The 22,432-nt window shown below is 63.3% G+C and carries 20 protein-coding genes; 13 read left to right on the top strand and 7 right to left on the bottom strand.

Features of this window, described 5'->3' with window-relative positions:
* Positions 1–97: 97 nt before the first annotated feature.
* The 3 genes from dapD (at position 98) to RB548_RS00340 (ending at position 3,435) form a co-directional block, all read left to right on the top strand.
* A complete protein-coding gene (dapD, locus tag RB548_RS00350; RefSeq protein WP_331373100.1) occupies positions 98–955 on the top strand; it encodes a 2,3,4,5-tetrahydropyridine-2,6-dicarboxylate N-succinyltransferase in 858 nt (285 codons plus the stop codon).
* Between the two features lie 4 nt (positions 956–959).
* Positions 960–1,343 (top strand): DUF805 domain-containing protein, encoded by a 384-nt coding sequence (locus RB548_RS00345; RefSeq protein ID WP_331373099.1) that lies wholly within the window; start codon positions 960–962, stop codon positions 1,341–1,343.
* A 211-nt stretch (positions 1,344–1,554) separates the two neighbouring features.
* Positions 1,555–3,435, top strand: coding sequence for a DEAD/DEAH box helicase (locus RB548_RS00340; protein ID WP_331373098.1), 1,881 nt, complete (start codon positions 1,555–1,557; stop codon positions 3,433–3,435).
* Between the two features lies 1 nt (position 3,436).
* Here the strand turns inward: RB548_RS00340 and RB548_RS00335 are convergent, their stop codons facing one another.
* Positions 3,437–3,817, bottom strand: a complete 381-nt coding sequence (locus RB548_RS00335) for a hypothetical protein (RefSeq protein WP_331373097.1) — start codon at positions 3,815–3,817, stop codon at positions 3,437–3,439.
* A 51-nt stretch (positions 3,818–3,868) separates the two neighbouring features.
* Between RB548_RS00335 and RB548_RS00330 the strand changes: the two genes are divergently transcribed.
* Positions 3,869–4,528 carry a peroxiredoxin gene (locus tag RB548_RS00330; RefSeq protein WP_331373096.1) on the top strand — a complete coding sequence of 220 codons (660 nt, stop codon included), beginning with the start codon at positions 3,869–3,871 and terminating at the stop codon, positions 4,526–4,528.
* Between the two features lie 93 nt (positions 4,529–4,621).
* Here the strand turns inward: RB548_RS00330 and RB548_RS00325 are convergent, their stop codons facing one another.
* Positions 4,622–4,939, bottom strand: a complete 318-nt coding sequence (locus RB548_RS00325) for a DMT family transporter (protein ID WP_331373095.1) — start codon at positions 4,937–4,939, stop codon at positions 4,622–4,624.
* Positions 4,940–5,038: 99 nt separating this feature from the next.
* Between RB548_RS00325 and RB548_RS00320 the strand changes: the two genes are divergently transcribed.
* Entirely contained in the window at positions 5,039–5,443 is a 405-nt protein-coding gene (locus RB548_RS00320) for a winged helix-turn-helix transcriptional regulator (protein ID WP_331373094.1), read from the top strand.
* Here RB548_RS00320 and RB548_RS00315 read toward each other — a convergent pair.
* On the bottom strand, positions 5,440–6,351 hold the full coding sequence (locus tag RB548_RS00315; RefSeq protein WP_331373093.1) for a LysR family transcriptional regulator: 912 nt from the start codon (positions 6,349–6,351) through the stop codon (positions 5,440–5,442). The genes RB548_RS00320 and RB548_RS00315 overlap by 4 nt on opposite strands.
* Before the next feature lie 139 nt (positions 6,352–6,490).
* Between RB548_RS00315 and RB548_RS00310 the strand changes: the two genes are divergently transcribed.
* The 5 genes from RB548_RS00310 (at position 6,491) to RB548_RS00290 (ending at position 13,824) form a co-directional block, all read left to right on the top strand.
* Entirely contained in the window at positions 6,491–7,318 is an 828-nt protein-coding gene (locus RB548_RS00310) for an alpha/beta hydrolase (RefSeq protein WP_331375036.1), read from the top strand.
* A gap of 29 nt (positions 7,319–7,347) precedes the next feature.
* Positions 7,348–8,550 (top strand): efflux RND transporter periplasmic adaptor subunit, encoded by a 1,203-nt coding sequence (locus RB548_RS00305; RefSeq protein WP_331373092.1) that lies wholly within the window; start codon positions 7,348–7,350, stop codon positions 8,548–8,550.
* Between the two features lie 132 nt (positions 8,551–8,682).
* The gene (locus RB548_RS00300) at positions 8,683–11,868 is read left to right on the top strand and encodes an efflux RND transporter permease subunit (RefSeq protein ID WP_331373091.1); all 3,186 of its coding nucleotides are present in this window, start codon (positions 8,683–8,685) and stop codon (positions 11,866–11,868) included.
* A 179-nt stretch (positions 11,869–12,047) separates the two neighbouring features.
* Complete coding sequence (dapE, locus tag RB548_RS00295) at positions 12,048–13,241, top strand: succinyl-diaminopimelate desuccinylase (RefSeq protein ID WP_331373090.1); 1,194 nt, start codon at positions 12,048–12,050, stop codon at positions 13,239–13,241.
* Positions 13,228–13,824 carry a hypothetical protein gene (locus tag RB548_RS00290; protein ID WP_331373089.1) on the top strand — a complete coding sequence of 199 codons (597 nt, stop codon included), beginning with the start codon at positions 13,228–13,230 and terminating at the stop codon, positions 13,822–13,824. Before dapE ends, RB548_RS00290 begins: the two co-directional genes overlap by 14 nt.
* A gap of 31 nt (positions 13,825–13,855) precedes the next feature.
* Here RB548_RS00290 and truA read toward each other — a convergent pair whose 3' ends face one another.
* The 3 genes from truA to def form a co-directional block, all read right to left on the bottom strand.
* The gene (gene truA, locus RB548_RS00285; RefSeq protein WP_331373088.1) at positions 13,856–14,599 is read right to left on the bottom strand and encodes a tRNA pseudouridine(38-40) synthase TruA; all 744 of its coding nucleotides are present in this window, start codon (positions 14,597–14,599) and stop codon (positions 13,856–13,858) included.
* Positions 14,599–15,534: a methionyl-tRNA formyltransferase gene (gene fmt / locus RB548_RS00280; RefSeq protein ID WP_331375035.1), complete on the bottom strand. Its 936-nt coding sequence runs from the start codon at positions 15,532–15,534 to the stop codon at positions 14,599–14,601. Before fmt ends, truA begins: the two co-directional genes overlap by 1 nt.
* Before the next feature lie 179 nt (positions 15,535–15,713).
* A complete protein-coding gene (gene def, locus RB548_RS00275; RefSeq protein WP_331373087.1) occupies positions 15,714–16,238 on the bottom strand; it encodes a peptide deformylase in 525 nt (174 codons plus the stop codon).
* 149 nt (positions 16,239–16,387) lie between these two features.
* On the opposite strand from def, the gene RB548_RS00270 reads away from it, so the two are divergent.
* The 3 genes from RB548_RS00270 (at position 16,388) to RB548_RS00260 (ending at position 21,223) form a co-directional block, all read left to right on the top strand.
* On the top strand, positions 16,388–17,581 hold the full coding sequence (locus RB548_RS00270; protein WP_331373086.1) for a DNA recombination protein RmuC: 1,194 nt from the start codon (positions 16,388–16,390) through the stop codon (positions 17,579–17,581).
* A 51-nt stretch (positions 17,582–17,632) separates the two neighbouring features.
* Positions 17,633–18,532 carry a ribokinase gene (locus RB548_RS00265; protein ID WP_331373085.1) on the top strand — a complete coding sequence of 300 codons (900 nt, stop codon included), beginning with the start codon at positions 17,633–17,635 and terminating at the stop codon, positions 18,530–18,532.
* Positions 18,533–18,838: 306 nt separating this feature from the next.
* Complete coding sequence (locus RB548_RS00260) at positions 18,839–21,223, top strand: methyl-accepting chemotaxis protein (RefSeq protein WP_331373084.1); 2,385 nt, start codon at positions 18,839–18,841, stop codon at positions 21,221–21,223.
* A gap of 97 nt (positions 21,224–21,320) precedes the next feature.
* Here the strand turns inward: RB548_RS00260 and RB548_RS00255 are convergent, their stop codons facing one another.
* On the bottom strand, positions 21,321–22,265 hold the full coding sequence (locus RB548_RS00255; protein ID WP_331373083.1) for a nucleoside hydrolase: 945 nt from the start codon (positions 22,263–22,265) through the stop codon (positions 21,321–21,323).
* Positions 22,266–22,432: the final 167 nt, after the last annotated feature.

The raw sequence follows: 22,432 nt of genomic DNA, 5'->3' as shown, positions 1-22,432 counted from the left end.
ACTTTGAGTTGCTGCATGACTTTGTCCTCAAATCGGTTCCGATTTAAGGAATTATGCAGTAGAGCTTGCACGACAACGCCGAACATAAGGAATTCCGATGACGACCCACGACCTTGCCTCTTTGTCGCAGACCATCGAGACCGCCTTCGACGATCGCGAAGCCGTCAATACCAGCACCCGCGGCGCGGTCCGCGAAGCCGTCGAAGCGGCGCTGAACCTGCTTGACAGTGGCAAGGCCCGCGTCGCCGAACGCGGTCCGGACGGCACCTGGACCGTCAATCAGTGGCTGAAGAAAGCCGTTCTTCTGTCCTTCCGGCTGAACCCGATGGAACTTGTCAGGGGCGGTCCCGGCGAGTCTGTCTGGTGGGACAAGGTTCCCTCCAAGTTCGACGGCTGGAGCGTCAACGAGTTCGAGAAGGCCGGTTTCCGCGCCGTTCCGAACTGCGTCGTCCGCCGCTCGGCCTATATCGCACCGAACGCGATCCTGATGCCGTCCTTCGTCAATCTCGGCGCCTATGTCGGCGAGGGCACGATGGTCGATACGTGGGCAACCGTCGGTTCCTGTGCGCAGATCGGCAAGAACGTGCACCTTTCGGGTGGCGTCGGCATCGGCGGTGTGCTGGAGCCGATGCAGGCAGGACCGACAATCATCGAGGACAATTGCTTCATCGGCGCACGCTCGGAGGTTGTCGAAGGCTGTATCGTCCGCGAAGGCTCGGTTCTCGGCATGGGCGTCTTCATCGGCAAGTCGACCAAGATCGTCGATCGCGCGACGGGCGAAGTGACCTACGGCGAAGTGCCGCCCTATTCCGTCGTTGTGGCAGGCTCGATGCCATCCAGCTCGACCATGGCAAACGGCCAGCCTGCCCCGAACCTCTATTGCGCGGTCATCGTCAAGCGCGTCGACGAGAAAACGCGCGCCAAGACCGGCATCAACGAGCTGCTCAGAGATTGATGCGATGGCGGAGGAGGGGCGACAGCCGAGCATGACCTGGCTGTTCTTCAGCCCCTCCGGCCGCATCGGCCGCCTGCCCTTCTTCCTTTCCTGGCTTTTCTGGTTCCTCGTCAGCTGCGTCTTCCTGATGCAGATGCTGAAGAACGAAAACGAAGACACCGCATTGGCGCTCTGGACACTGGCGCTCATCGTCTCCGGCGTCCTTTCGACCGTTTCCATCGCGATGCTGGCGATCAAGCGCCTGCATGACATCGGCTATCCCGGCCCGCTGGCGCTCTGCCTTTTCATTCCGGTTCTGAGCCCGATCGTGTTCATCGCCCTCTGTCTGTGGCCGGGCACGAAGGGCGACAACGAATTCGGCAGCCGCAACAACGGTCCCGGGCGCTAGAAGTTTGAGCGGGATGCGGGGCGGAAAACCACACACACTTTTCCTCATCCCGCTCTAAAGATTCCGCCTGTACATTAGCGTTCCTGCCGCGTATGTAGCGCGCCATGAACAGGCCCGCGACGTGTTGGCCGTGGCAATCGACGCCTGATGACGACCTGATCGCACATCCGCTCGTCCACCGGCGTGAAGACCGATATCCGAAAGACAAGATATGACTGATTTCGAAGGGATCGCGCCCGCGATCGCCGAGGCGTTGGCAAGACGCGGTTACAACGAGCTGACGCCGGTGCAGAAGGCGATGCTCGATCCGGCGCTCGATGGTGCCGACGCGCTGGTTTCGGCCCAGACCGGGTCCGGCAAGACCGTGGCTTTCGGCCTGGCGCTGGCCCCGACGCTGCTCGACGGCACGCAGCGTTTCGGCGCGGCGGGCGCACCGCTCGCGCTTGTCATTGCGCCCACGCGCGAGCTGGCGCTGCAGGTGAAGCGCGAGCTCGAATGGCTCTACGAGGTGGCGGGCGCCACCATCGCCTCCTGTGTCGGCGGCATGGATATGCGCAACGAACGACGCGCGCTCGAACGCGGCGCCCATATCGTCGTCGGCACGCCGGGGCGGCTCTGCGACCACATCCGCCGGGATTCGCTCGACATCTCGGCACTGCGCGCTGTGGTGCTGGACGAGGCGGACGAGATGCTCGACCTCGGTTTTCGCGAGGATCTCGAGTTCATCCTCGAAGCGTCGCCGGCCGACCGGCGCACGCTGATGTTCTCGGCGACCGTGCCGCGCTCGATCGCGACGCTCGCCAAGAACTATCAGCGAGACGCCGTCCGCGTCAGCACCGCATCCGAACAGAAGCAGCATGGCGATATCGAATATCGTTCGCTCGTCGTCGCCCCGAGCGACCGCGAGAACGCGATCATCAACGTGCTTCGCTATTACGAGGCGCGAAACGCGATCGTTTTCTGCTCCACCCGTGCCGCGGTCAATCACCTGACAGCCCGCTTCAACAATCGCGGTTTCTCTGTCGTGGCACTCTCGGGCGAACTCAGCCAGAACGAAAGAACGCACGCGCTGCAGGCGATGCGCGACGGTCGCGCCCGCGTCTGCATCGCGACCGATGTTGCGGCTCGCGGAATCGACCTGCCCGGGCTGGAGCTCGTGATCCACGCCGATCTGCCTACGAATCCCGAGACCTTGCTGCACAGAAGTGGACGCACAGGCCGCGCGGGCCAGAAGGGCGTGAGCGCGCTGATCGTGCCCGTCAATGCGCGCCGCAAGGCCGAAAGGCTTCTGGAAAATGCGCGCATCACCGCGACCTGGGCGAAACCGCCGTCAGCCGACGAGGTTGCGAGCCGCGACGATGAGCGCATCATCGCCGATCCGGCGTTCGACGAGCCGCTGCGCGACGACGAACAGGCGATCGTGCGGGCTCTGATCGACCGTCACGGCGCAGAGAAGTTGGCGGCGGCCTTCGTGCGACAGTTGCGTTCCGGTCGCTCGGCGCCGGAGGATCTCACCGATGTTTCGCTCGCGGACGAACGCAGGAAGGGGCGGCGCGATGCTGCCGCGACGACCCGCGATGATTTCGGCGCACCGCGCGCCGACTTCACCGACGGCAACTGGTTTTCGCTCTCGGTCGGCCGCAAGCAGAATGCCGAGCCGCGCTGGCTGATCCCGATGCTGTGCCGCCACGGCAAGCTTTCCAAGCGCGATATCGGCGCGATCCGGATGCAGCCGGAAGAGACCTATGTCGAACTGACGGCCGAGGGCGCCGAACGCTTCCTCTCGGCAATCGGTCCGAACCGGACCCTGGAAAAGGGCATTCGCGTCAAGGCGCTCCCGGGAACTCCGGATCTCTCGCAGCCGCGTCAGGAAAAGCCCGGCTTCGCGAAGAAGCGGACCGCTGACGCAGCACGCGAGGATTTCAAATCGAAGCGCAAGTTCGAAAAGAAGCCGGCCTTTACCGAGGATGCCCGTCTTGAGAAACGCGATGAGAAGCCTCGATCCAAGAAAGGCAAGCCAGCAGCGCAAAAGGACGCTGGCGGCTTCAAACCGAAAGCGAAACGCGCCAACGCAAAGAACCGGCAATACTAGATCACAATGATTTTGGGTCGAGTCGGCCCAAAATCGCAAACGTGATCGATCCGATGACTTGAGACGCGGGATGCCGGCGGAAACCGCTCACACTTTCCCTCGCTCCAACCACTCGACGGGGGTGAAGCCTTCGTTGATGCGCATCGCGTTCTTGCCTGCTGCTGCCCGCAGCGGAAGCGCGCACCGGCTCGACGGGACGCCTCGGAGCGTTACGACCAAGCGCGTCGCGCAGCACTGAAACATTTCCTTTATTCGAGCATAGTTCGATGAATACCAGCACTGCGTGTGCCCCAGCGATTTTTTTCTCCAAAAGCGGTACATCACGCTGCTGACATCCTTTTTGCGGATCGTTCTCGCACGTTTCCTCCTCGAAAAGCGCCACGATTGCGCTATCCTGCGCAAACTTAATCGCACAGCCGCAAAGGAGCTGACCATGGGTCTCCGTATCAACCAGACTGCCCCCGACTTCACCGCCGAGACCACCCAGGGCTCGATCAATTTCCATGATTGGATCGGCGACGGCTGGGCGGTTCTCTTCTCCCATCCGAAGAATTTCACGCCTGTCTGCACCACGGAACTCGGCGCCATGGCCGGGATCGAGAACGAGTTCCGCAAGCGCGGCGTCAAGATCATCGGCATCTCCGTCGATCCGGTCGAAAGCCACAGCAAGTGGAAGAACGACATCAAGGTCGCAACCGGTTTCGACGTCGAATATCCGCTGATCGGCGACCGGGACCTCAAGGTGGCCAAGCTCTACGACATGTTGCCGGCCGACGCCGGCGAGACGTCGGAGGGCCGCACACCGGCCGACAACGCCACCGTGCGCTCGGTCTACGTCATCGGCCCGGACAAGAAGATCAAGCTGATCCTCACCTATCCGATGACGACCGGCCGCAATTTCAACGAGATCCTGCGTGCGATCGATTCGATCCAGCTGACCGCCAAGCACCAGGTCGCGACACCGGCGAACTGGCAGCAGGGCGAGGACGTCATCATCACCGCGGCCGTATCCAACGAGGATGCGATCCAGCGCTTCGGCTCCTTCGACACGATCCTGCCCTATCTCAGGAAGACGAAGCAGCCGACCGCATAACGGCAACGCCTCGGAACGGCATCCGAATGAACGGCCCATGAAGCGCCCGGCGCTCATGGGCCGTCGGCTTTTTGAGGCCGACTCCACCCGAGCTCAAGCCTCCAGAAACCGCAGCCCGGCCACGGCGACAATGATCATGGCGATGCAGACGAGGCGAAGCCAGGACACCGGATCGCCAAAAAGAACGATGCCAAGCACGGTGATGCCGACCGCGCCGATGCCGGTCCAGGCGGCGTAGGCGGTGCCCGCCGGCAGGTCCCGCATCGCGATCGTCAGCAGATAAACGCTGCCCAAGGCCGTCGCCACGCCTATGATGCTCGGTACCGGCCGCGTCCAGCCTTCGGCATATTTGAGCGCAAGCCCCATGCCAATTTCGACGGCGCTCGCCGCCAGCAGAACGATCCATGCCATTGTCGTGTCCCTGTCCTCTGTCCGGGATTTCAACTCGGGCTTCAATCTGGTAGCATAGGAACCAAAGTGCAATTACGCACCTTTTGGTAACTATCGAAAATGTCTTCGGCCCCATCCAAAACGCCCGCGACACCCAGCGTCTTCGACCCGACATGCTCTTCGCGCCACGCGCTGGAACTCGTCGCCAGCAAGTGGGCGATGCTGATCATCTCGGCGCTCGAAGGCGGACCGATGCGCAATGCCGCCCTCATGCGCAAGCTTGGCGATGTCTCGCAGAAGATGCTGACGCAGACGCTGAAAGAGCTTGAGCGCAACGGGCTGGTGATCCGCGAGGACAAGGGAACGGTGCCGCCGCATGTCGAATATCGCCTGAGCGATGTCGGCCTGTCGCTGAGCGCGACCCTGGTCGTGCTCGACCGCTGGGCCGAAACCCATTTCGCCGAGCTCGACGCAGCGCGCGAGCGCTACGACGCAGGACGGGCAATTGAGACGTATGCCAATTAAGCGCCGTCGATCTGCGACTGCGCCATGACCTTCACTACCCAGTCCGCGAAGACGCGCAGCCGGCTGCTTAAGTGCCGGTTCGGTGGATAGACCAGATAGATCGGCATTGGATCGACCTGCCAATCGGCCAATACCGGGACCATGGTGCCGGCGCGAAGATCGTCGCGAACCATGAAGAACGGCGCCTGGATGACACCCATTCCCGCCCGTGCGGCGGCGATATAGGTCGTCGACTCGTTTGCAGCCACCGTGTAGCGACTATTGACCTCGATCTCCTCGTCCCCCCGCCGGAAATGGAAGGGCATCTGCTGTCCTGACTTCGGCATGAAGTAGCCGACGGCATAACAATTCTTCTCGAGATCGGATGGGTGTTGCGGCACCGGATGGCGCTCGAGGAAGTCCCTCGAGGCACAGGTGATGAATTTCATCTCCGTAATGCGCCGGGCAATCAACGACTGGTCCGTCAAATTGCCACCGCGGATGGCGCAATCGACGTTTTCGGCAAGGTAGTCGATCGTCCGGTCCGATACGCCGAGATCGATCTGAATGTCCGGGTATTTCTTATGAAATTCAGGCAAGGCCGGAATGATGATCAGGTTGGCAAAGGCGCTTGCCGTTTCGACGCGCAGCCGGCCCTTCGGCAGGCTCTGGGCCGTCGAGAGGCTGCCGTCCAGTTCATCGAGATCGGAGAGCAGGCGCGCGGCACGCTCGTAGTAGAGTGCACCGTCCGGCGTCACCAGAACGCGCCGCGTCGTGCGGTTGAGCAATTTGGTGCTTAGGTGCGCCTCCAACCCCTGGATGAGGTTGGTCACCGTTGCCTTCGGCATGTTGAGCGAGGCGGATGCCCGGGTGAAATTGCCGGTCTCCACCACACGAAGAAAGGCGCGCATGGCCGTGAGCTGGTCCATTTTCAATAACCGAATTGTTCGAAATAGCGAATAGTGTAATCAGAACCCGCCGACTATTCCAGACGAAAGACAATGTTATGCTGCAAACATCGCGGGCTGTCCCTCATCTAGGGATTGCCCTATGGCTGAGACAAGAGAGATGAACGCGCATTTTTCCGAAGAGACGATGCAAACGGCCCACGGGGCGTGCCGCGCGCGCGTCTACCGCGGCGCGTCGTTGCTCGTTCCGCCTCCGGTCGTGCTTCACCTCCACGGCGGGTCCTTCGTCGGGGAATCGGTTGCGGCCGGTGAGAAAGTCGCGAGCGCGCTTGCAGCCGCGGGGGCCGTGGTTATCTCTCCGGAATACCCTTCGGCATGCCTCAGCCCGTTCCCGGCGGCGCTTGAGGCCTCGTATGCCATGCTGTCGTCGATGCGCAGCCGCTGTCCGCAGTTCGCGCACAAGAAGTCCATGCTGTTCGTTGCCGGTGAGGAAGCGGGTGGAAATCTCGCCGCCGGTCTGGCGCTGATGGCACGCGACCAGTTCCTCTCGGATCTTAAGGGACAGATCCTGCTGTCGCCCCTGCTCGATCCCTGCATGGCGACCGCATCGTTCCGCAAGTACTGCCCCCAGACTTCGGTGCAGTCGATCGCCGACGGCTGGCAGCGCTACCTGGGCGAACGGAGCGGGCTGACCCACCCTTACGCGGCGCCCGGCCATTGCACGCGACTGGGCGGGCTCGTTCCCGCCCTCGTCATCACCAGCGAGCAATGTCCGATGCGCGACGAGGCCGAGGCCTATGCAGAGCGGCTCCGCAAGGCCGGCGTCCCCGTGAAAATACACGTCCTGCAGGGGACCGCCGCCTGGCTGCCTGCCAACACGTCGTCGCAGGAAAACTGGCCCGCGCAGGAACAGACCATTTCCGGCATTTTCTCCCGCTTCTTCCAGGAAGCCGGAGCGAAGCCAAACTTGCAGATGAAAACGAACTAGGCCGGGCTCCCAACCGGCAAGGAGAAAATATGACGTCGACCGTTACCCGCCGGGTCCTTTGGGGCGCCGGCCTGAGTATCTTATTGTCCATTGCCGGAGGTACCGCCGTCTTCCTCGGCGTGCCCTATCGGTTCACGGCTGACGCCGCGACCGACGCGGCCGCGCCGCCGCCCGCAGTCCCCGTTTCAGTTGCGAAGGCGGAATCGCACCGGATTACGACCTGGGAGAACTTCTCCGGACGACTCGAAGCAATCGAGCGCGTCGAGGTACGTCCCCGCGTCGGTGGTGCCGTCCTCGAGGCGCATTTCCGCGAGGGTGCGCTGGTAAAGAAGGGTGACCTGCTCGTCACCATCGATCCCGAACCCTATGCCGCCGCCGTCGAGCGCGCAGAGGCGCAGGTTGCCGCGGCCGAAGCGCGCGTCGCGCTGGCGAAAACCGAGCTCGAACGCGGCCGCAAGCTGGTCACCACAAGCGCGATCCCGCAAAGCGGGGTCGACCAGCGCCTGAGCGTCTTCGACGAAGCGCAGGCGAACGTCCGCTCGGCAAAGGCGGCGCTGCGTTCGGCCCGGCTGGACCTTCAATATACCGAGGTCCGCGCGCCGATTTCAGGCCGCGTCGGCAGGCTCGAGGTGACGGCCGGCAACCTCGTGGCCGCCGGCTCCGCTTCCCCAGTCCTGACGACGCTCGTCTCGGTCGATCCGATCTATGCGAGTTTTAACGTCAACGAGGAGGTGGTCGCCGCGGCTTTGGCCAAGCTTTCCGCCTCCGCCGGCAGCGACGCAATCGAGCGCATTCCTGTCGAGATCGGCACCGCCGCCGACCAGGGCACGCCGATCACCGGTCACATCCAGCTCATCAACAACGAGGTCGACGCCACGACCGGCACGATCCGTGTCCGGGCGGCGCTCAACAACGCCGACGGCCGGCTGATCCCCGGTCAGTTCGTCCGCATCCGCATCGGCGACCCGGCACCAACGGAAAGGCTGGTGATCAGCGACCGCGCCATCGGCTCGGACCAGGACAAGAAATTCGTGCTGGTCGTCGGCGCCGACAACAAGGTCGAGTACCGCCAGGTGACCCTCGGGCCGACCGCCGATGGCCTCAGGATCGTTGAAGCGGGGCTGAAGCCGGGCGAGAGCATCGTCGTCAACGGGCTGCAGCGCGTCCGACCGGGTGTCGTCGTTGCCCCGCAGCCGGCCGAGGAAGCCACGGCTTCGATCGCCAAACGATAGTTGAACGCGCCGTCTCGCCTCTCTCGAGGGGATGCGCGGCGGCGCCGACCGAATACCTAACTGCATGTTTCCACGCTCGCGGCGAACATCCTCGCTGCGGATGCCTGGCTTTTTGTCCCAAGGGGGATCGTTATGAATTTCTCACGCTTTTTCGTCGACCGCCCGGTCTTCGCGGGCGTTCTTTCAGTACTCATATTCGTCGCGGGCCTGATCGGCATGACCGGCCTGCCGATCTCGGAATATCCGGAAGTCGTGCCGCCGCAGATCGTCGTGCGCGCCCAGTATCCGGGCGCCAACCCTTCGGTGATCGCCGAAACCGTCGCGACCCCGCTTGAAGAACAGATCAACGGCGTCGAGGGCATGCTCTATATGCAGAGCCAGGCGACGGCCGACGGCCTGATGACGCTGACCGTGACCTTCGAACTGGGCACCGATCCGGACCAGGCCCAGCAGCTCGTGCAGAACCGCGTCTCGCAGGCAGAACCCCGCCTGCCGGAAGAGGTGCGGCGTCTCGGCGTCACGACAGTCAAGAGCTCGCCCGACCTGACGCTCGTCGTGCACCTCATCTCGCCGAACGGCCAATATGACATCAACTACCTGCGCAACTACGGCGTCTTGAACGTCAAGGATCGGTTGGCGCGCGTCGAGGGCGTCGGCCAGGTGCAGATCTTCGGCGGCGGCGACTATTCGATGCGTGTCTGGATCGACCCTGAAAAGGCCGCCGAGCGCGGTCTTGCGGCAAGCGACATCGCCAATGCCGTTCGCGGACAAAACGTCCAGGCGGCCGCCGGCGTCATCGGCGCATCGCCCTCGGTTAGTGGGCTCGACCTGCAACTCTCCGTCAATGCACAAGGGCGGCTCAGAACACCCGAAGATTTCGCCGAGATCGTCGTCAAGTCAGGCGCCGACGGCGAGATCACGCGCCTTGGCGACGTCGCGCGCGTCGAAATGGGGGCCGCGGACTATTCGCTGCGCTCGCTCCTCGACAACAAGGCCGCGGTCGGCATGGGTGTCTTCCAGGCTCCCGGCTCGAACGCCATCGAGATCTCCGAGAACGTGCACAAAGTCATGGCCGAGCTGAAGCAGACCATGCCGGAGGGCGTGGACTACGAGATCGTCTACGACACGACGCAGTTCGTGCGTGCCTCGATCGAGTCGGTCGTTCACACGCTGCTTGAAGCGATCGCGCTGGTCGTGCTCGTCGTCATCGTCTTCCTGCAGACCTGGCGCGCCTCGATCATTCCGCTCGTCGCCGTGCCCGTCTCGATCGTCGGCACCTTCGCGGTGATGTATGTCTTCGGCTTTTCGATCAATGCGCTGAGCCTCTTCGGCCTGGTGCTGGCGATCGGTATCGTCGTCGATGACGCCATCGTCGTCGTCGAGAACGTCGAGCGCAACATCGCCCAGGGGCTCTCGCCGGTGCAGGCGACCTATCGCGCCATGTCGGAGGTTTCCGGCCCGATCATCGCGATCGCGCTGGTGTTGGTCGCAGTCTTCGTGCCGCTCGCCTTCATTACCGGCCTGACGGGGCAGTTCTACCGCCAGTTCGCGCTGACGATCGCGATCTCGACGGTGATCTCCGCCTTCAATTCGCTGACGCTTTCTCCGGCGCTCGCCGCCCTCTTGCTCAAGGATCACCACGCGCCGAAGGACCTTCTGACGCGCGTGATGGACAGGCTCTTCGGCTGGTTCTTCCGCGGCTTCAACCGCTTCTTCGGAAAGAGCTCGGAAGCCTATGGCCGCGGTGTCGGCGGCATCCTCACGCGCAAGTCGCTGATCATGGGCGTCTACGTGATCCTCATCGGCGTCACCTTCACGCTGTTCCGTGCCGTCCCCGGCGGCTTCGTGCCGGCGCAGGACAAGCAATACCTGATCGGCTTTGCGCAATTGCCGGATGCGGCGACGCTTGACCGCTCCGAGGACGTCATCCGGCGCATGAGCGAGATCGCGCTCAAGCATCCGGGCGTCGAACATGCCATCGCCTTCCCGGGGCTCTCGATCAACGGCTTCACCAACTCGTCGAACTCCGGCATCGTCTTCGTGTCGCTGAAGCCGTTCGAGGAGCGCACGACGCCGGAACTTTCCGGCGGGGCGATCGCCATGCAACTGAACCAGGAGTTCGGCGCGATCCAGGACGCCTTCATCGCCATGTTCCCGCCGCCGCCCGTCCAGGGCCTCGGCACGACCGGTGGTTTCAAGCTGCAGATCGAAGACCGCAATGGCCTTGGCTACCGGACACTCGACGACGCGGCCAAGGCATTCCTCGCGAAAGCCATGGCAACACCGGAACTCGCGGGGCTCTATTCGAGCTATCAGATCAACGTGCCGCAGCTCTATGCCGACCTTGACCGCGTCAAGGCACGCCAGCTCGGCGTTGCGGTGACCGACGTCTTCGAGACGCTGCAGATCTATCTGGGATCGCTCTATGTGAACGACTTTAACGCCTTCGGCCGGACCTACAGCGTGCGCGTCCAGGCCGATGCCAGCTACCGCAGCCATGCCGACGACATCGGCCGGCTGAAGGTCCGCTCGCAGTCGGGCGAAATGATTCCGCTTTCGGCGCTGTTGAAGGTCGAGCAGACCGTCGGCGCCGAACGGGCGATCCGGTACAACGGCTTCCTGTCCGCCGATATCAACGGCGGTCCGGCACCGGGCTATTCGTCCGGCCAGGCGCAGGCCGCCATCGAAAAGATCGCCGCCGAGACGCTGCCGCCCGGCATCAGCTTCGAGTGGACGGACCTGACCTATCAGCAGATCCTCGCCGGCAACTCAGGCATCCTGGTCTTCCCGCTGGCGCTGCTGCTCGTCTATCTCGTGCTGGCCGCCCAGTATGAAAGCCTGCTGCTGCCGATCGCGATCGTGCTGATCGTGCCTATGGGCATCATGGCGGCGCTCACGGGCGTCTGGCTGACCGGCGGAGACAACAACGTCTTCACCCAGATCGGCTTGATCGTGCTCGTCGGCCTCTCCGCCAAGAACGCGATCCTGATCGTCGAGTTCGCGCGCGAGCTCGAACTTTCCGGCAGCAGCGCGGTCGCTGCCGCGATCGAGGCGAGCCGACTGCGTCTGAGGCCGATCCTGATGACCTCGATGGCCTTCATCATGGGCGTCGTGCCGCTTGTCACCTCCACCGGTGCCGGTGCGGAAATGCGCTCGGCCATGGGCGTCGCGGTGTTTGCCGGCATGATCGGCGTTACCGCCTTCGGTATCTTTATGACGCCGGTCTTCTACGTGCTGATCCGCAAGCTCGCCGGCGAGCGGCCATTGAAGCACGCCGGAGCGCACATCGAAGCGCCTCACCTCGCCCCCGGCGAGTGAGGCCCTCCTCCCCTGCCCCCTGCGCTCCCTGCGGGCCGGACGCCATGGCGTCCGGCCCCTTTGAGCTTTGCGGAGGCGGCCAAGCCTCGCCATCGCGCGTGACAGCCGACACTCGATCGGATAAACCAGCAACCTCCGACCTCAAAGGCCTGCGTGCCCCGCAGATGGCATTCCGATAGATGACGTCCACCGATCCGATCACCAATCTTTCCACCCTTATTCGCTGCCCCTCCGTCACACCCGCCGAAGGCGGCGCGCTTGCCGCTCTCGAAGCGATGCTAACGCCGCTCGGCTTCACCGTGGACCGTGTGGTGGCGAAGGACACCGGAACACCGGACATCGAAAACCTCTACGCGCGCCTTGGAAGCAATGGCCCGCACCTGATGTTCGCCGGGCATACCGACGTTGTGCCGGTCGGCGACGAAGCCGCCTGGACCCACCCGCCCTTCTCCGCAACGATTGCCGGCGGCGAAATGTATGGCCGCGGCGCCGTCGATATGAAGGGCGGCATCGCCTGTTTCGTGGCTGCGGTCGCCCGCCACGTCGAGAAGCATGGCGCGCCGAAAGGATCGATCTCGTTTCTGATCACCGGCGACGAGGAAGGCCCCGCCATCAACGGCACGGTGAAGCTTCTTCAGTGGGCGGCCGCGAAGGGCGAACGCTGGGATGCCTGCCTCGTCGGCGAGCCGACCAATCCCGATGAACTCGGCGACATGATCAAGATCGGCCGGCGCGGCTCGCTCTCGGGCCGAATCACCGTTCATGGCGTCCAGGGACACGCGGCCTATCCGCATCTCGCCGACAATCCTGTGCGCGGCATCCTCAAGCTCACCGAGGCCCTCATGGACCCGCCCTTCGATACCGGGACCGAGAGCTTCCAGCCATCGAACCTCGAGGTCACGACCATCGATGTCGGCAATCCGGCCGTCAACGTCATTCCGGCGAAGGCGATCGCCAGCTTCAACATTCGCTTCAACGACAATTGGACCGCCGAAAGCCTCATGGCGGAGATTGTCGCCAGGCTCGATCATGCCGCAGCGAGCGACAAGCTCAGGCCCGACCGCGCGCCGGTCCGCTACGACATCGTCTGGAACGAGCGTCCGAGCCACGTGTTCCTCACGCGCAACAACGCCCTCATCGATTCGCTTTCCGGCGCGGTCGAGGCCGTCGTCGGGCGCCAGCCGAAGCTTTCGACCACTGGCGGAACCTCGGATGCTCGCTTCATCAAGGATTATTGCCCCGTCGTCGAATTCGGCCTGGTCGGACAGACGATGCATATGGTCGACGAGCGCGTTGCCGTCGCCGACCTCGAAACCCTGACCGGGATCTACGAGACCTTCATAGCCCGCTGGTTCGGTCATGCCGCTGCTTGACGAGGTCCTCACCTACGTCAAAGGGCTATGGCTGCTCATCCAGGGCAACCGCGAGGGCTTCCGCTGGCTGGATTTCAGCGAAAGCGGCCTGTGGCGTTCGTTTGCGGCAATACTCTGGTCTCTGCCGGCGATCGCCGTGACCTGGGCGTCCTGGCGGCTCTATTATCTTTCGGCCATGCCGCCCGGCACGACGATCGGCTTCGGCTTCATCCTGAAGCTGCTTGTCGTCGACCTCGCCAGCTGGCTGCTGCCTATCATCCTGATCGTCATCCTCTCCCGGCCGCTGGGTTTTACGATTTTTGTGGTGCCGGTGATCGTTACCACCAATTGGCTCTCGGTGCCGCTCTCCTATGCCATGGCGCTGCCAGCCGCGATCCGTCTGCTGGTCCCGGGCAGCCAGGGACTGACTAGCCTGATTTGGCTCTTGTTGCTGATCGTAAGCGTTGCCTTGCTCTTCCGGCTTCTGCGCACGGTCACCGGCAACCAGACTTTGCTGGCAACCGCGTTGACGGCACTCTTCCTGCTGCCGTCGATGATGATCGGCGAGTTTCTGCAGCGTTTCTTTGGTCTCGTTCCGGGCTAGCGAAGCGTCTCAGTGCTGCGTTTGGCCAAGGTCAATAATCGACCTGCATGAAGTAGAGGCCGTCCGGGGGCGCGACCGGCCCACAGGCCTTTCGATCGCGCGCTTCGAGCGCCGCCTGCAGATCGTCCGGCGTCCACTTGCCCTCGCCAACCAGCTTCAGCGAACCGGCGAAGGAGCGAATCTGGTTGTGCAGAAAGCTCTGGGCCGTCGCGCGGATCTCGATGAGATCCCCCGCTCGCGTCACGTCGAGCCGATCAAGCGTGCGCAGCGGGCTCGCCGCCTGGCAGTGGGCGGAGCGGAAGGTCGTGAAATCGTGGTGGCCGACCAATCTTTGTGCGGCCTCATGCATGGTCTCATGGTCGAGCGTTTTCGGCACCCACCAAGCGCGCCTTGCTTCGAGCGCCAGCGGCGAACGGCGTGAGATGATGCGATAGAGATAGTGGCGGCGCACCGCCGAGAAACGCGCGTCGAAATCCGGCGGCGCCTCAAGTGCGTCGAGAATCGAGACACGTTCGCCGGCAAGCGTGAGATGCGCATTGAGCGCGTTGCGCAAGGTGTGCGTCTTCCATTCGCGCGTGAGGTCCGCATGCGCCACCTGGCCCATGGCATGGACGCCGGAATCGGTGCGTCCCGCCCCGCGCACGGACACTGTTTCTCCGGTCAGCGACAGGATCGCCTTCTCGATCGCGCCCTGGACGGACGGACCGTTTTCCTGACGCTGCCAGCCGACATAGTCGGAGCCGTCGTATTCGACGGTGAGGCGATAGCGCGGCATCAGGCGATCCTCGTGCCGCGAGCGACGAGCGTTCCGCGCAGGAACTCGGCGACCGCAAGCGGCTTGCCGCCGGCCTTCTGCAACCGGGTCGGCCGCACCACCCCCTCGCCGCAGGCAATGGTCATTGCCTCGTCCAAGACGGTGCCCGCTGCGCCGGCTCCGGCGGCTTTCTCGGAATTCAGCACCTTTATGCGCTCCGGCTTTCCAGCGATCGTCAGCTCGAACCACGCCCCGGGAAAAGGTGAAAGGCCGCGTATATGATTGTGCACCTCGCCCGCCGGCTTGGTGAAATCGATCCGGGTCTCCGCCTTGCTGATCTTGGCAGCGTAGACCGCCCCTTCTGCGGGTTGCGGCGTCAGTGGCAGATCACCCAGTTCGAGCTTCGCCATCGCCTCCTTCATCAAGGCCGCCCCGACCTGCATCAGCTTGTCGTGCAGCTCACCAGCAGTCATCGTCTCGCCGATCGCAACGGCCTTGGTGAGTGCGACCGGGCCGGTGTCGAGCCCCTTGTCCATCTTCATCACCATCATGCCGGTCTCGTGGTCGCCGGCCATGATTGCGCGCTGGATGGGTGCCGCCCCCCGCCAGCGCGGCAGGAGCGACGCGTGTCCGTTGTAGCAGCCGTGCTTTGTTCCCTGGAGAATCTCCCCGGGCAGCAGCAGGCCGTAGGCGACGACGACGGCGACGTCGGCATTGAACTTGGCGAAGGCTTCGCGATCATCGGCGTCCTTGAAGTTCGGCGGGGTCAGAACGGGTATGCCGAGAAGTTCGGCGGCCTGGTGGACCGGCGATTTCTGCAGGTCGAGACCGCGCCGCCCGCCGGGACGCGGTGGCTGCGTATAGACAGCTGCGATCTCATGGCCTGCCTCGGCGAGTGCGACAAGCGTCGGCACGGAGAATTCCGGCGTTCCCATGAAAATGATGCGAAGCGGCAAGGCGGCAAACTCCGTCTCTTGAAAATCGGGCTGCACCCGCGATTTCCAGCATCGCTCGGTAGCGGTTCTGGAAAAGCTACTGCCTGTATCCTTAAATCGTATCCGATTTAAGGATAAAAAATGCAGCAATTCAAAGCGCTACAGCGTCCTTTGCGCGTAAGACGCGCGGCGCTGTAGGCTCAGATCGCTTTGGCGCCGCGTGTCTTGGCTGCCTTGGTGAACTTGCGGATCACCATATCCCGCTTCAGCTTGGAGATATGGTCGATGAACAGAACGCCGTTCAGATGATCGATCTCGTGCTGCAGACAGGTGGCAAGCAGGCCATCCGCCTCGACCGCTTGCTCCTTGCCGTGGCGATCGAGATATTCGACGGTAATCGCCGCAGGGCGCTCCACTTCCGCATAGTAATCCGGGATCGAGAGGCAGCCTTCCTCGTAGACCGAACGGTCATCGGAGGATCTGACAATTTTCGGGTTGATGAAGACGAGCGGGGTCTTCTCCTCGCCTTCCTTCGACACGTCGAGAACCAGCAGGCGCTTCGGTACGCCGATCTGGATTGCCGCAAGGCCGATGCCCGGCGCGTCGTACATGGTTTCCAGCATGTCGTCCGCGAGGCGGCGGATGTCGTCGTCAACGGTCTCCACCGGCTTGGACACCTGGCGCAGAACCGGATCGGGAAGGATGATTAGTGGCTTGATCGTCATTGTGATCCCATAGCCGATCTTTCCGCTTGCGCGCAAGAACATTGCCTCTGGCGAGATCGCACACGCGGCGCGTGTTGGCTGCAAGGACCGGGATATGTTTGTTCTTGTTTTGATCTGGTCTTCGGGCGCGAATCTGTTAGGCTGCCGCCATGGAGCCCATTGCCTTTTCCTTCGACCAACCGCTGTTCCTCGTTGGCGCCCTGCCCGTCACGGCCGGTCATCTCGTCACGGCGGCCGCGCTTCTCATGACGCTCGCGAGCCTTATGCTTGCGCGTCGGGCAAGGTCCGCCCGCGCTGACGAGCGAGACGAGCAGATGGCGACACTCCTTGCCGCGCAGACGGAATTGCAGGGCCGCATTGCCGCCATGACGGACGTTTTCGGCACCCGCCAGGCGGAACTCAACCAGTCCATCAGCCAGCGAATCGACGGGATGACGCACCGCATCGGCGCCTCGATCAGCGAGCAGACGAAAGCGACGCACGAAAACCTTCGCCGCCTGCAGGAACGGCTTGCCGTCATCGACAGCGCCCAGAACAACATTCAATCGCTGGCCAAGGACATGGCCGGGCTGCAGAACATTCTCGCGAACAAGCAGACGCGCGGGGCTTTCGGCCAGTCGCGCATGGAAGCGATCGTTGCCGACGGGTTGCCGATGGGCGCCTTCGCCTTCCAGGCAACGCTTTCGAACGGCGCACGCCCGGATTGCACGATCCGCATGCCGAACGGCCAGCCGCCGCTCGTCATCGACGCAAAGTTTCCGCTTGAAGGATGGAACGCAATGCGCGACGCGGCGACCGCCGAAAGGCGGCAGCAGGCGGCGCAGACCTTCCGCCGCGACATGGAGGTGCATATTCGCGATATCGCCGGCAAGTATCTCCTGCCGGGGGAGACGCAGGAGACGGCCTTCCTCTTTGTTCCTTCCGAATCGATCTTCGCGGAGATCCACGAGCACTTCGAGGCGATCGTGCAGAAGGCGCATCGCCAGCGCATCGTCATCGTCTCGCCGTCGCTGCTGCTTTTGTCGATCCAGGTGATCCAGGCGATCCTCAAGGACGCCCGCATGCGCGAGCAGGCGCACCTGATCCAGGGCGAAGTCGCGCGCCTGATGGACGACCTTTCACGCCTCGACGAACGTGTGCGCAAACTCCAGGGCCATTTCGCCATGACGCAGAAGGACGTGGAGGATATCCTCATCTCATCGGACAAGCTGACCCGGCGCGGCGCCAAGATCGAGGCGCTGGAGCTCGCGGCGGAAGCCGCGCCCGGCGAGGGCGACAACGGCGGACGGCCGCTGGACAACAGGATGGGGCAATTGAAGCTGCGGGTGGTTGACGAGGACTGACGCGGTCGGGCACTCTTCGCAAAAATCAGCAATCCGACAGGGCACCTCCAAATGATTACTGTCCTTGGGTCCATCAATATGGACCTGATCGCCACGACCGCACGCCTGCCGAAGCCCGGCGAAACCGTTGCCGGGACCGGCTTCTCGACCGCCGCCGGCGGCAAGGGTGCCAACCAGGCGCTGGCCGCACAGCGCGCCGGCGCGTCAGTGCGCATGGCCGGCGCCGTCGGGTGGGACAGTTTTGCGGAGGGTGCGCTGGCGCTGCTCAAAGAAGGCGGAGCCGATCTTGGCCTTATCAAGACGGTGGATGAGCCTACGGGTACGGCACATATCATCGTCGGCGGCGACGGCGAGAACGTCATCGTCGTCGTCGCCAGCGCCAATGCGACGGTGAACGAGAGCGACGCAACGGCCGCACTCGATGCAATGTCGCCCGGCGATACGCTGATGCTGCAGCTCGAAATTCCCGCCGCCTCCGTCGAAAAGGCGCTTGTGGAAGCCAAACGCCGCGGTATCCGCTCGATCGTCAACATCGCCCCACTTACACCCGAGGCAACCAGTCTCGGCCGAATGGCCGATATCGTGATTGCCAACGAAACCGAATTCGAACTGCTGGCCGGCAAGACAGACATCGACGGCGTCGAGCGCGAGGCGGCGATGAAACGGCTCCACGGCGAGACCGGCCGGACCGTGATCGTGACGCTTGGCGCCGAGGGCGTGATCGCCATCCACGATGGTGCCGTTCATCGCGCCAAGGGCCTGACCATAGAACCGGTCGACACTGTCGGCGCCGGCGATACGTTCTGCGGCTATCTGGCCGCGGGCCTCGACGCCGGCCTCCCCTTTCCCGACGCGCTGCGGCAAGCGGCGGTCGCCGGATCGCTTGCATGCCTCAAGCCCGGTGCGCAACCGGCCATACCGCTGGCGTCCGAGGTCGCCGCCCGCCTTTAAGAGACAACGCCGCGTTTTGCCCTCCTATTTCCGCCCGCTTCGCAAACCCGACAGTTTATGTCGCGTCGATCAAACTCGGCGGGCAAAACTTGCCTGTCGCGACGATGATTTGGGTTCGGCGTTGGCTGGATCTTAAGAATTGATCCCCTATTCAGATGCATGAGAAGGTCGACCGCGCTTAAAGGTTTGCTGCCTCCTTCGTGCCGGTCGGCATCTGGCGCTCCATGACGGAGTTTCACCCCACAATTCGGAATGCGTCACGCCGTGGGCGACAAGTCTGCGGACCTCTCAGTATGTGAGGATTTCATGTTCAAGTTCCAAGCCAAATCACTGGCGACCAAACTGATCGCTGTGACAGGCGGTACGATCGCACTCGTGCTGCTCGCCTCGAATTTCGTTCTCATCTCCCAGACACAGAACCGCGTCGAGACGCTGGTTCTCGACGACGCGGACAGCGAAGCGCACGCCATCGCTTCCGACATCGCAGGCAGCGTCGGTGAACTCGCGGCCGCCGCGCGCACGATGTCGGGCGTTCTCGGGCGGGGCCACGCCGGGCAGTCGATCGATCGCGCCGGCGCCATCAATGTGTTGAAGGCGAACCTGGAGCAGCACGAGTTCGCCTTCGGAAGCTGGTTCGCCGAGGAACCGAAGGCCTTCGATGGGAAGGATGTTATCAACAGCACGGAGCTTGGCGGTAACGCAGAGGGCGCATTCACGCCCTATTGGTCGAAGGACCGTAACGGCAAGGCCCAGCTCTCGACCTTCAAGGCGGACTATGCCGCCGAATGGTACGCCCTCGCGGCCAAGAGCGGCAAGGGGGCAATCACCCAGCCCTACCTCGCCGAAGGCACCGACGTCCCCACCACGATGAGCTCGATCGCTTATCCGGTGATGTCCGACGGCAAGCTGATCGGCATCTCCGGCGTCGACATTTCGCTCGCCTCGCTGGCCGACGACCTCGCAAAGGTCAAGCCTTTCGGCTCGGGCCGGGTCTACCTGCTGTCGCAGAGCGGCAAATGGCTCGTGTCGCCGATCCCGGATCTGTTGATGAAAGATTATGACGGCGAAGGCGCCGATATCGTCAAGAACGCCCTGTCGTCGGCGACCTCCGGCGTGATCAAGAACCTCACCTATGACGGAAACGAGCCCTTCGATCGCGTCGTGTACCCCTTCAAACTTCCGAACGTAAACGCCAACTGGGTCGTGCTCGTCGACGTGCCGCGTGCGGTAATCAACGCGCCGGTCCGCGATCAGACCTACATGATGATCGTCGGCGGTCTTGTCGTCCTCGGTGCCGTGCTCGCCGGCCTTTACTTCGCAGTTCGCGGCTTCGTGCAGAAACCGCTGGCCGGGCTTGTCAGCGACGTTCAGACGCTTAGCGACGGCGACTATTCGAAGCCGATTGCCGGCCAGGATCGCTTGGACGAAACCGGTTCAGTTGCCAAGGCGCTGGAAGGTTTCCGCCACCAGCTCGCCGACACCAAGCGCCTCGAAGGAGAAGCCCGCCACCAGCGTGAGCAGGCGGAGATGCAGCGCAATCAATCGGAAACAGAGCGCGCCGAGAGCAGTGCCCTGCAGCGCGATATCGTCGCCCGCCTAGGCAAGGGCCTGTCGCATTTGTCAGCCGGTGACCTCGCCTTCCGGATCACCGACGAATTCCCTGGTGAATACGCGCAACTGAAGCGTGATTTCAACGCGACGATGAAGAGCCTCGAAGAGACCATCCGGACTGTCAATCACTCGGTCGTCAACATCGGCAGCGGCACGTCCGAGATCAGCAATGCCGCCAACGACCTCTCGCACCGGACGGAACAGCAAGCCGCGAGCCTTGAGGAAACCGCAGCCGCCCTCGACCAGCTCACCTCCCAGGTGAACGCCAGCGCCGAGAATGCCAAGGTCGCGGCCAAATCGGTCGAGGTGGCGAGCAGCGATGCCGAGCAGTCCGGCGAGGTTGTGCAGAAGGCCATCGCCGCCATGCAGGGTATCGAGCAATCCTCGCACGAAGTCAGCCGGATCATCGGCGTCATCGATGAGATCGCCTTCCAGACGAACCTGCTCGCGCTCAACGCGGGCGTCGAGGCTGCCCGCGCCGGCGACGCCGGCAAGGGCTTCGCCGTCGTCGCCCAGGAGGTCCGCGAGCTCGCACAGCGCTCGGCAAACGCCGCGAAGGAGATCAAGACGCTGATCAACACCTCCGCAGGCCAGGTCCGCGAGGGCGTGGATCTCGTCGGCAAGGCGGGCAGCGCACTCGAGAAGATCGCCGAGCAGGTGGTGCAGATCAACAGCCTGATCCGCCAGATCTCAAGTTCCGCCTCGGAACAGGCGGTCGGCCTGAAGGAGATCAACTCGGCCGTCAACCAGATGGATCAGGTGACGCAGCAGAACGCCGCGATGGTCGAAGAAACGACGGCCGCCAGTATGGCGCTGAACGACGAAGCCGGCGCACTGAGCACGCTGGTTTCCCGTTTCCGTGTCGCGCAGCAGGCGCCTGCCCAGTCCTCCTCCGAGATGTTGCGCGGTGCAGCCGAGCGGATGCGCGCGGCGGAGCGTCCCGCCTCTCCTCCGCCTGCCGCCAAAGAGAGCCGGCAGGCAACGGCACGAAGCGGCGGCTATTCGGCATCGACACAGCGCGTGCTTGCCCAGACATCCGGTGCCAATGCGCTCGCTCAGGACAATTGGGAAGAGTTCTGAGCCGCCCGCGATAGAATGAACAGCAAGACGGCGCCCGAAGAGGCGCCGTCTTCATTTGCAGAATTGTTGTTCGCGGCTGCGCCGCTGACGGCGCCGGTCAAATGCGCGCCAGACGCTCCGTCAGGAGATCGAAAAAGCCCTCGTCGTCGATGTGTCGCATCACCTTGGCATTGTGCTTGCGGCCGGTCACCTGCCACCAGTCGACGACGGTCATGCCGGCCGTCAGGGCGGAGGTCGTCTCGATCTCGACATTGCAGTCGCGCCCGGTGAACAGTTCCGGCCGCAGCAGGTAGGCAATCACCGTCGGGTCATGCAATGGCCCGCCGTCCGTGCCGTATTTTTCGATGTCGAAGCGCTCGAAGAACTCCAGCATCTCGGCCATCGCGATCGCCGCGGGACTGCCGATCTCGCGAATCTTCTGGACGCGAGCCTTGTGGGTCAGGACGCGATGCGTCACGTCGAGCGGCATCATCACGATCGGGATGCCGGAGCGGAAGACGATTTCTGCTGCTTCCGGATCGACGTAAACGTTGAATTCCGCCGCCGGTGTGATGTTGCCGCCCTCGAAAAATCCGCCGCCCATCATCACGAGCTCGCGCACCCGCCGTGCGATCTCCGGCGCCTTCGTCAGGGCAAGGGCGATGTTGGTCAAGGGGCCAAGCGTGCAGAGCGTAACAGCCCCCTCGTTCTCGGTGAGCAACGTCTCGATGATGAAATCGGCGGCGTCCTGTTCCTGGAGCGGCATCGTCGGTTCCGCCAGTACCGGTCCGTCGAGCCCTGTCTTGCCGTGGACATGCTCAGCCGTGACCAGTGGGCGCGCGACCGGCCGCTCCGCGCCCGCGAAGACCTTCACATCCGTCCTGTTGCAAAGCTCGCAAATGATGCGTGCGTTGCGGGCCGTCAGCGAAAGCGGAACGTTGCCGGCGACGGTGGTGATGCCCAAAAGGTCGATTTCCTCCGGACTACCGAAGGCGAGCATGATGGCGGCCGCGTCGTCCTGCCCGGGATCGGTGTCGATGATTATCTTTCTCGCGCTTGACACTTTCTCGATCCTCCTGGGTCACGATGGTAGCCGATCTCGTCGATCCAGACACGACCGGCCCGATCCTGAGATATTGACGCAGGATTCGGCTGGAGCCGCTTCACGGTCCCTCTTTCCTCATCCCGCCCTGATTTTAACGAAGCGAACTATGATTTGCGTGCGCTGCC

Source organism: Sinorhizobium chiapasense (assembly GCF_036488675.1).
Lineage (GTDB): Bacteria > Pseudomonadota > Alphaproteobacteria > Rhizobiales > Rhizobiaceae > Sinorhizobium > Sinorhizobium chiapasense.
Note: the sequence above shows the minus strand (reverse complement) of the source record. Positions and strands in the feature narration are given on the sequence as shown.

Excerpts from the sequence above, each read along its gene's own strand:
- dapD (WP_331373100.1), top strand. The coding sequence starts at position 98 with ATGACGACCCACGACCTTGCCTCTTTGTCGCAGACCATCGAGACCGCC.
- RB548_RS00345 (WP_331373099.1), top strand. The coding sequence starts at position 960 with ATGGCGGAGGAGGGGCGACAGCCGAGCATGACCTGGCTGTTCTTCAGC.
- RB548_RS00340 (WP_331373098.1), top strand. The coding sequence starts at position 1,555 with ATGACTGATTTCGAAGGGATCGCGCCCGCGATCGCCGAGGCGTTGGCA.
- RB548_RS00330 (WP_331373096.1), top strand. The coding sequence starts at position 3,869 with ATGGGTCTCCGTATCAACCAGACTGCCCCCGACTTCACCGCCGAGACC.
- RB548_RS00325 (WP_331373095.1), bottom strand. The coding sequence starts at position 4,939 with ATGGCATGGATCGTTCTGCTGGCGGCGAGCGCCGTCGAAATTGGCATG.
- RB548_RS00320 (WP_331373094.1), top strand. The coding sequence starts at position 5,039 with ATGTCTTCGGCCCCATCCAAAACGCCCGCGACACCCAGCGTCTTCGAC.
- RB548_RS00315 (WP_331373093.1), bottom strand. The coding sequence starts at position 6,351 with ATGGACCAGCTCACGGCCATGCGCGCCTTTCTTCGTGTGGTGGAGACC.
- RB548_RS00310 (WP_331375036.1), top strand. The coding sequence starts at position 6,491 with ATGAACGCGCATTTTTCCGAAGAGACGATGCAAACGGCCCACGGGGCG.
- RB548_RS00305 (WP_331373092.1), top strand. The coding sequence starts at position 7,348 with ATGACGTCGACCGTTACCCGCCGGGTCCTTTGGGGCGCCGGCCTGAGT.
- RB548_RS00300 (WP_331373091.1), top strand. The coding sequence starts at position 8,683 with ATGAATTTCTCACGCTTTTTCGTCGACCGCCCGGTCTTCGCGGGCGTT.
- dapE (WP_331373090.1), top strand. The coding sequence starts at position 12,048 with ATGACGTCCACCGATCCGATCACCAATCTTTCCACCCTTATTCGCTGC.
- RB548_RS00290 (WP_331373089.1), top strand. The coding sequence starts at position 13,228 with ATGCCGCTGCTTGACGAGGTCCTCACCTACGTCAAAGGGCTATGGCTG.
- truA (WP_331373088.1), bottom strand. The coding sequence starts at position 14,599 with ATGCCGCGCTATCGCCTCACCGTCGAATACGACGGCTCCGACTATGTC.
- def (WP_331373087.1), bottom strand. The coding sequence starts at position 16,238 with ATGACGATCAAGCCACTAATCATCCTTCCCGATCCGGTTCTGCGCCAG.
- RB548_RS00270 (WP_331373086.1), top strand. The coding sequence starts at position 16,388 with ATGGAGCCCATTGCCTTTTCCTTCGACCAACCGCTGTTCCTCGTTGGC.
- RB548_RS00265 (WP_331373085.1), top strand. The coding sequence starts at position 17,633 with ATGATTACTGTCCTTGGGTCCATCAATATGGACCTGATCGCCACGACC.
- RB548_RS00260 (WP_331373084.1), top strand. The coding sequence starts at position 18,839 with ATGTTCAAGTTCCAAGCCAAATCACTGGCGACCAAACTGATCGCTGTG.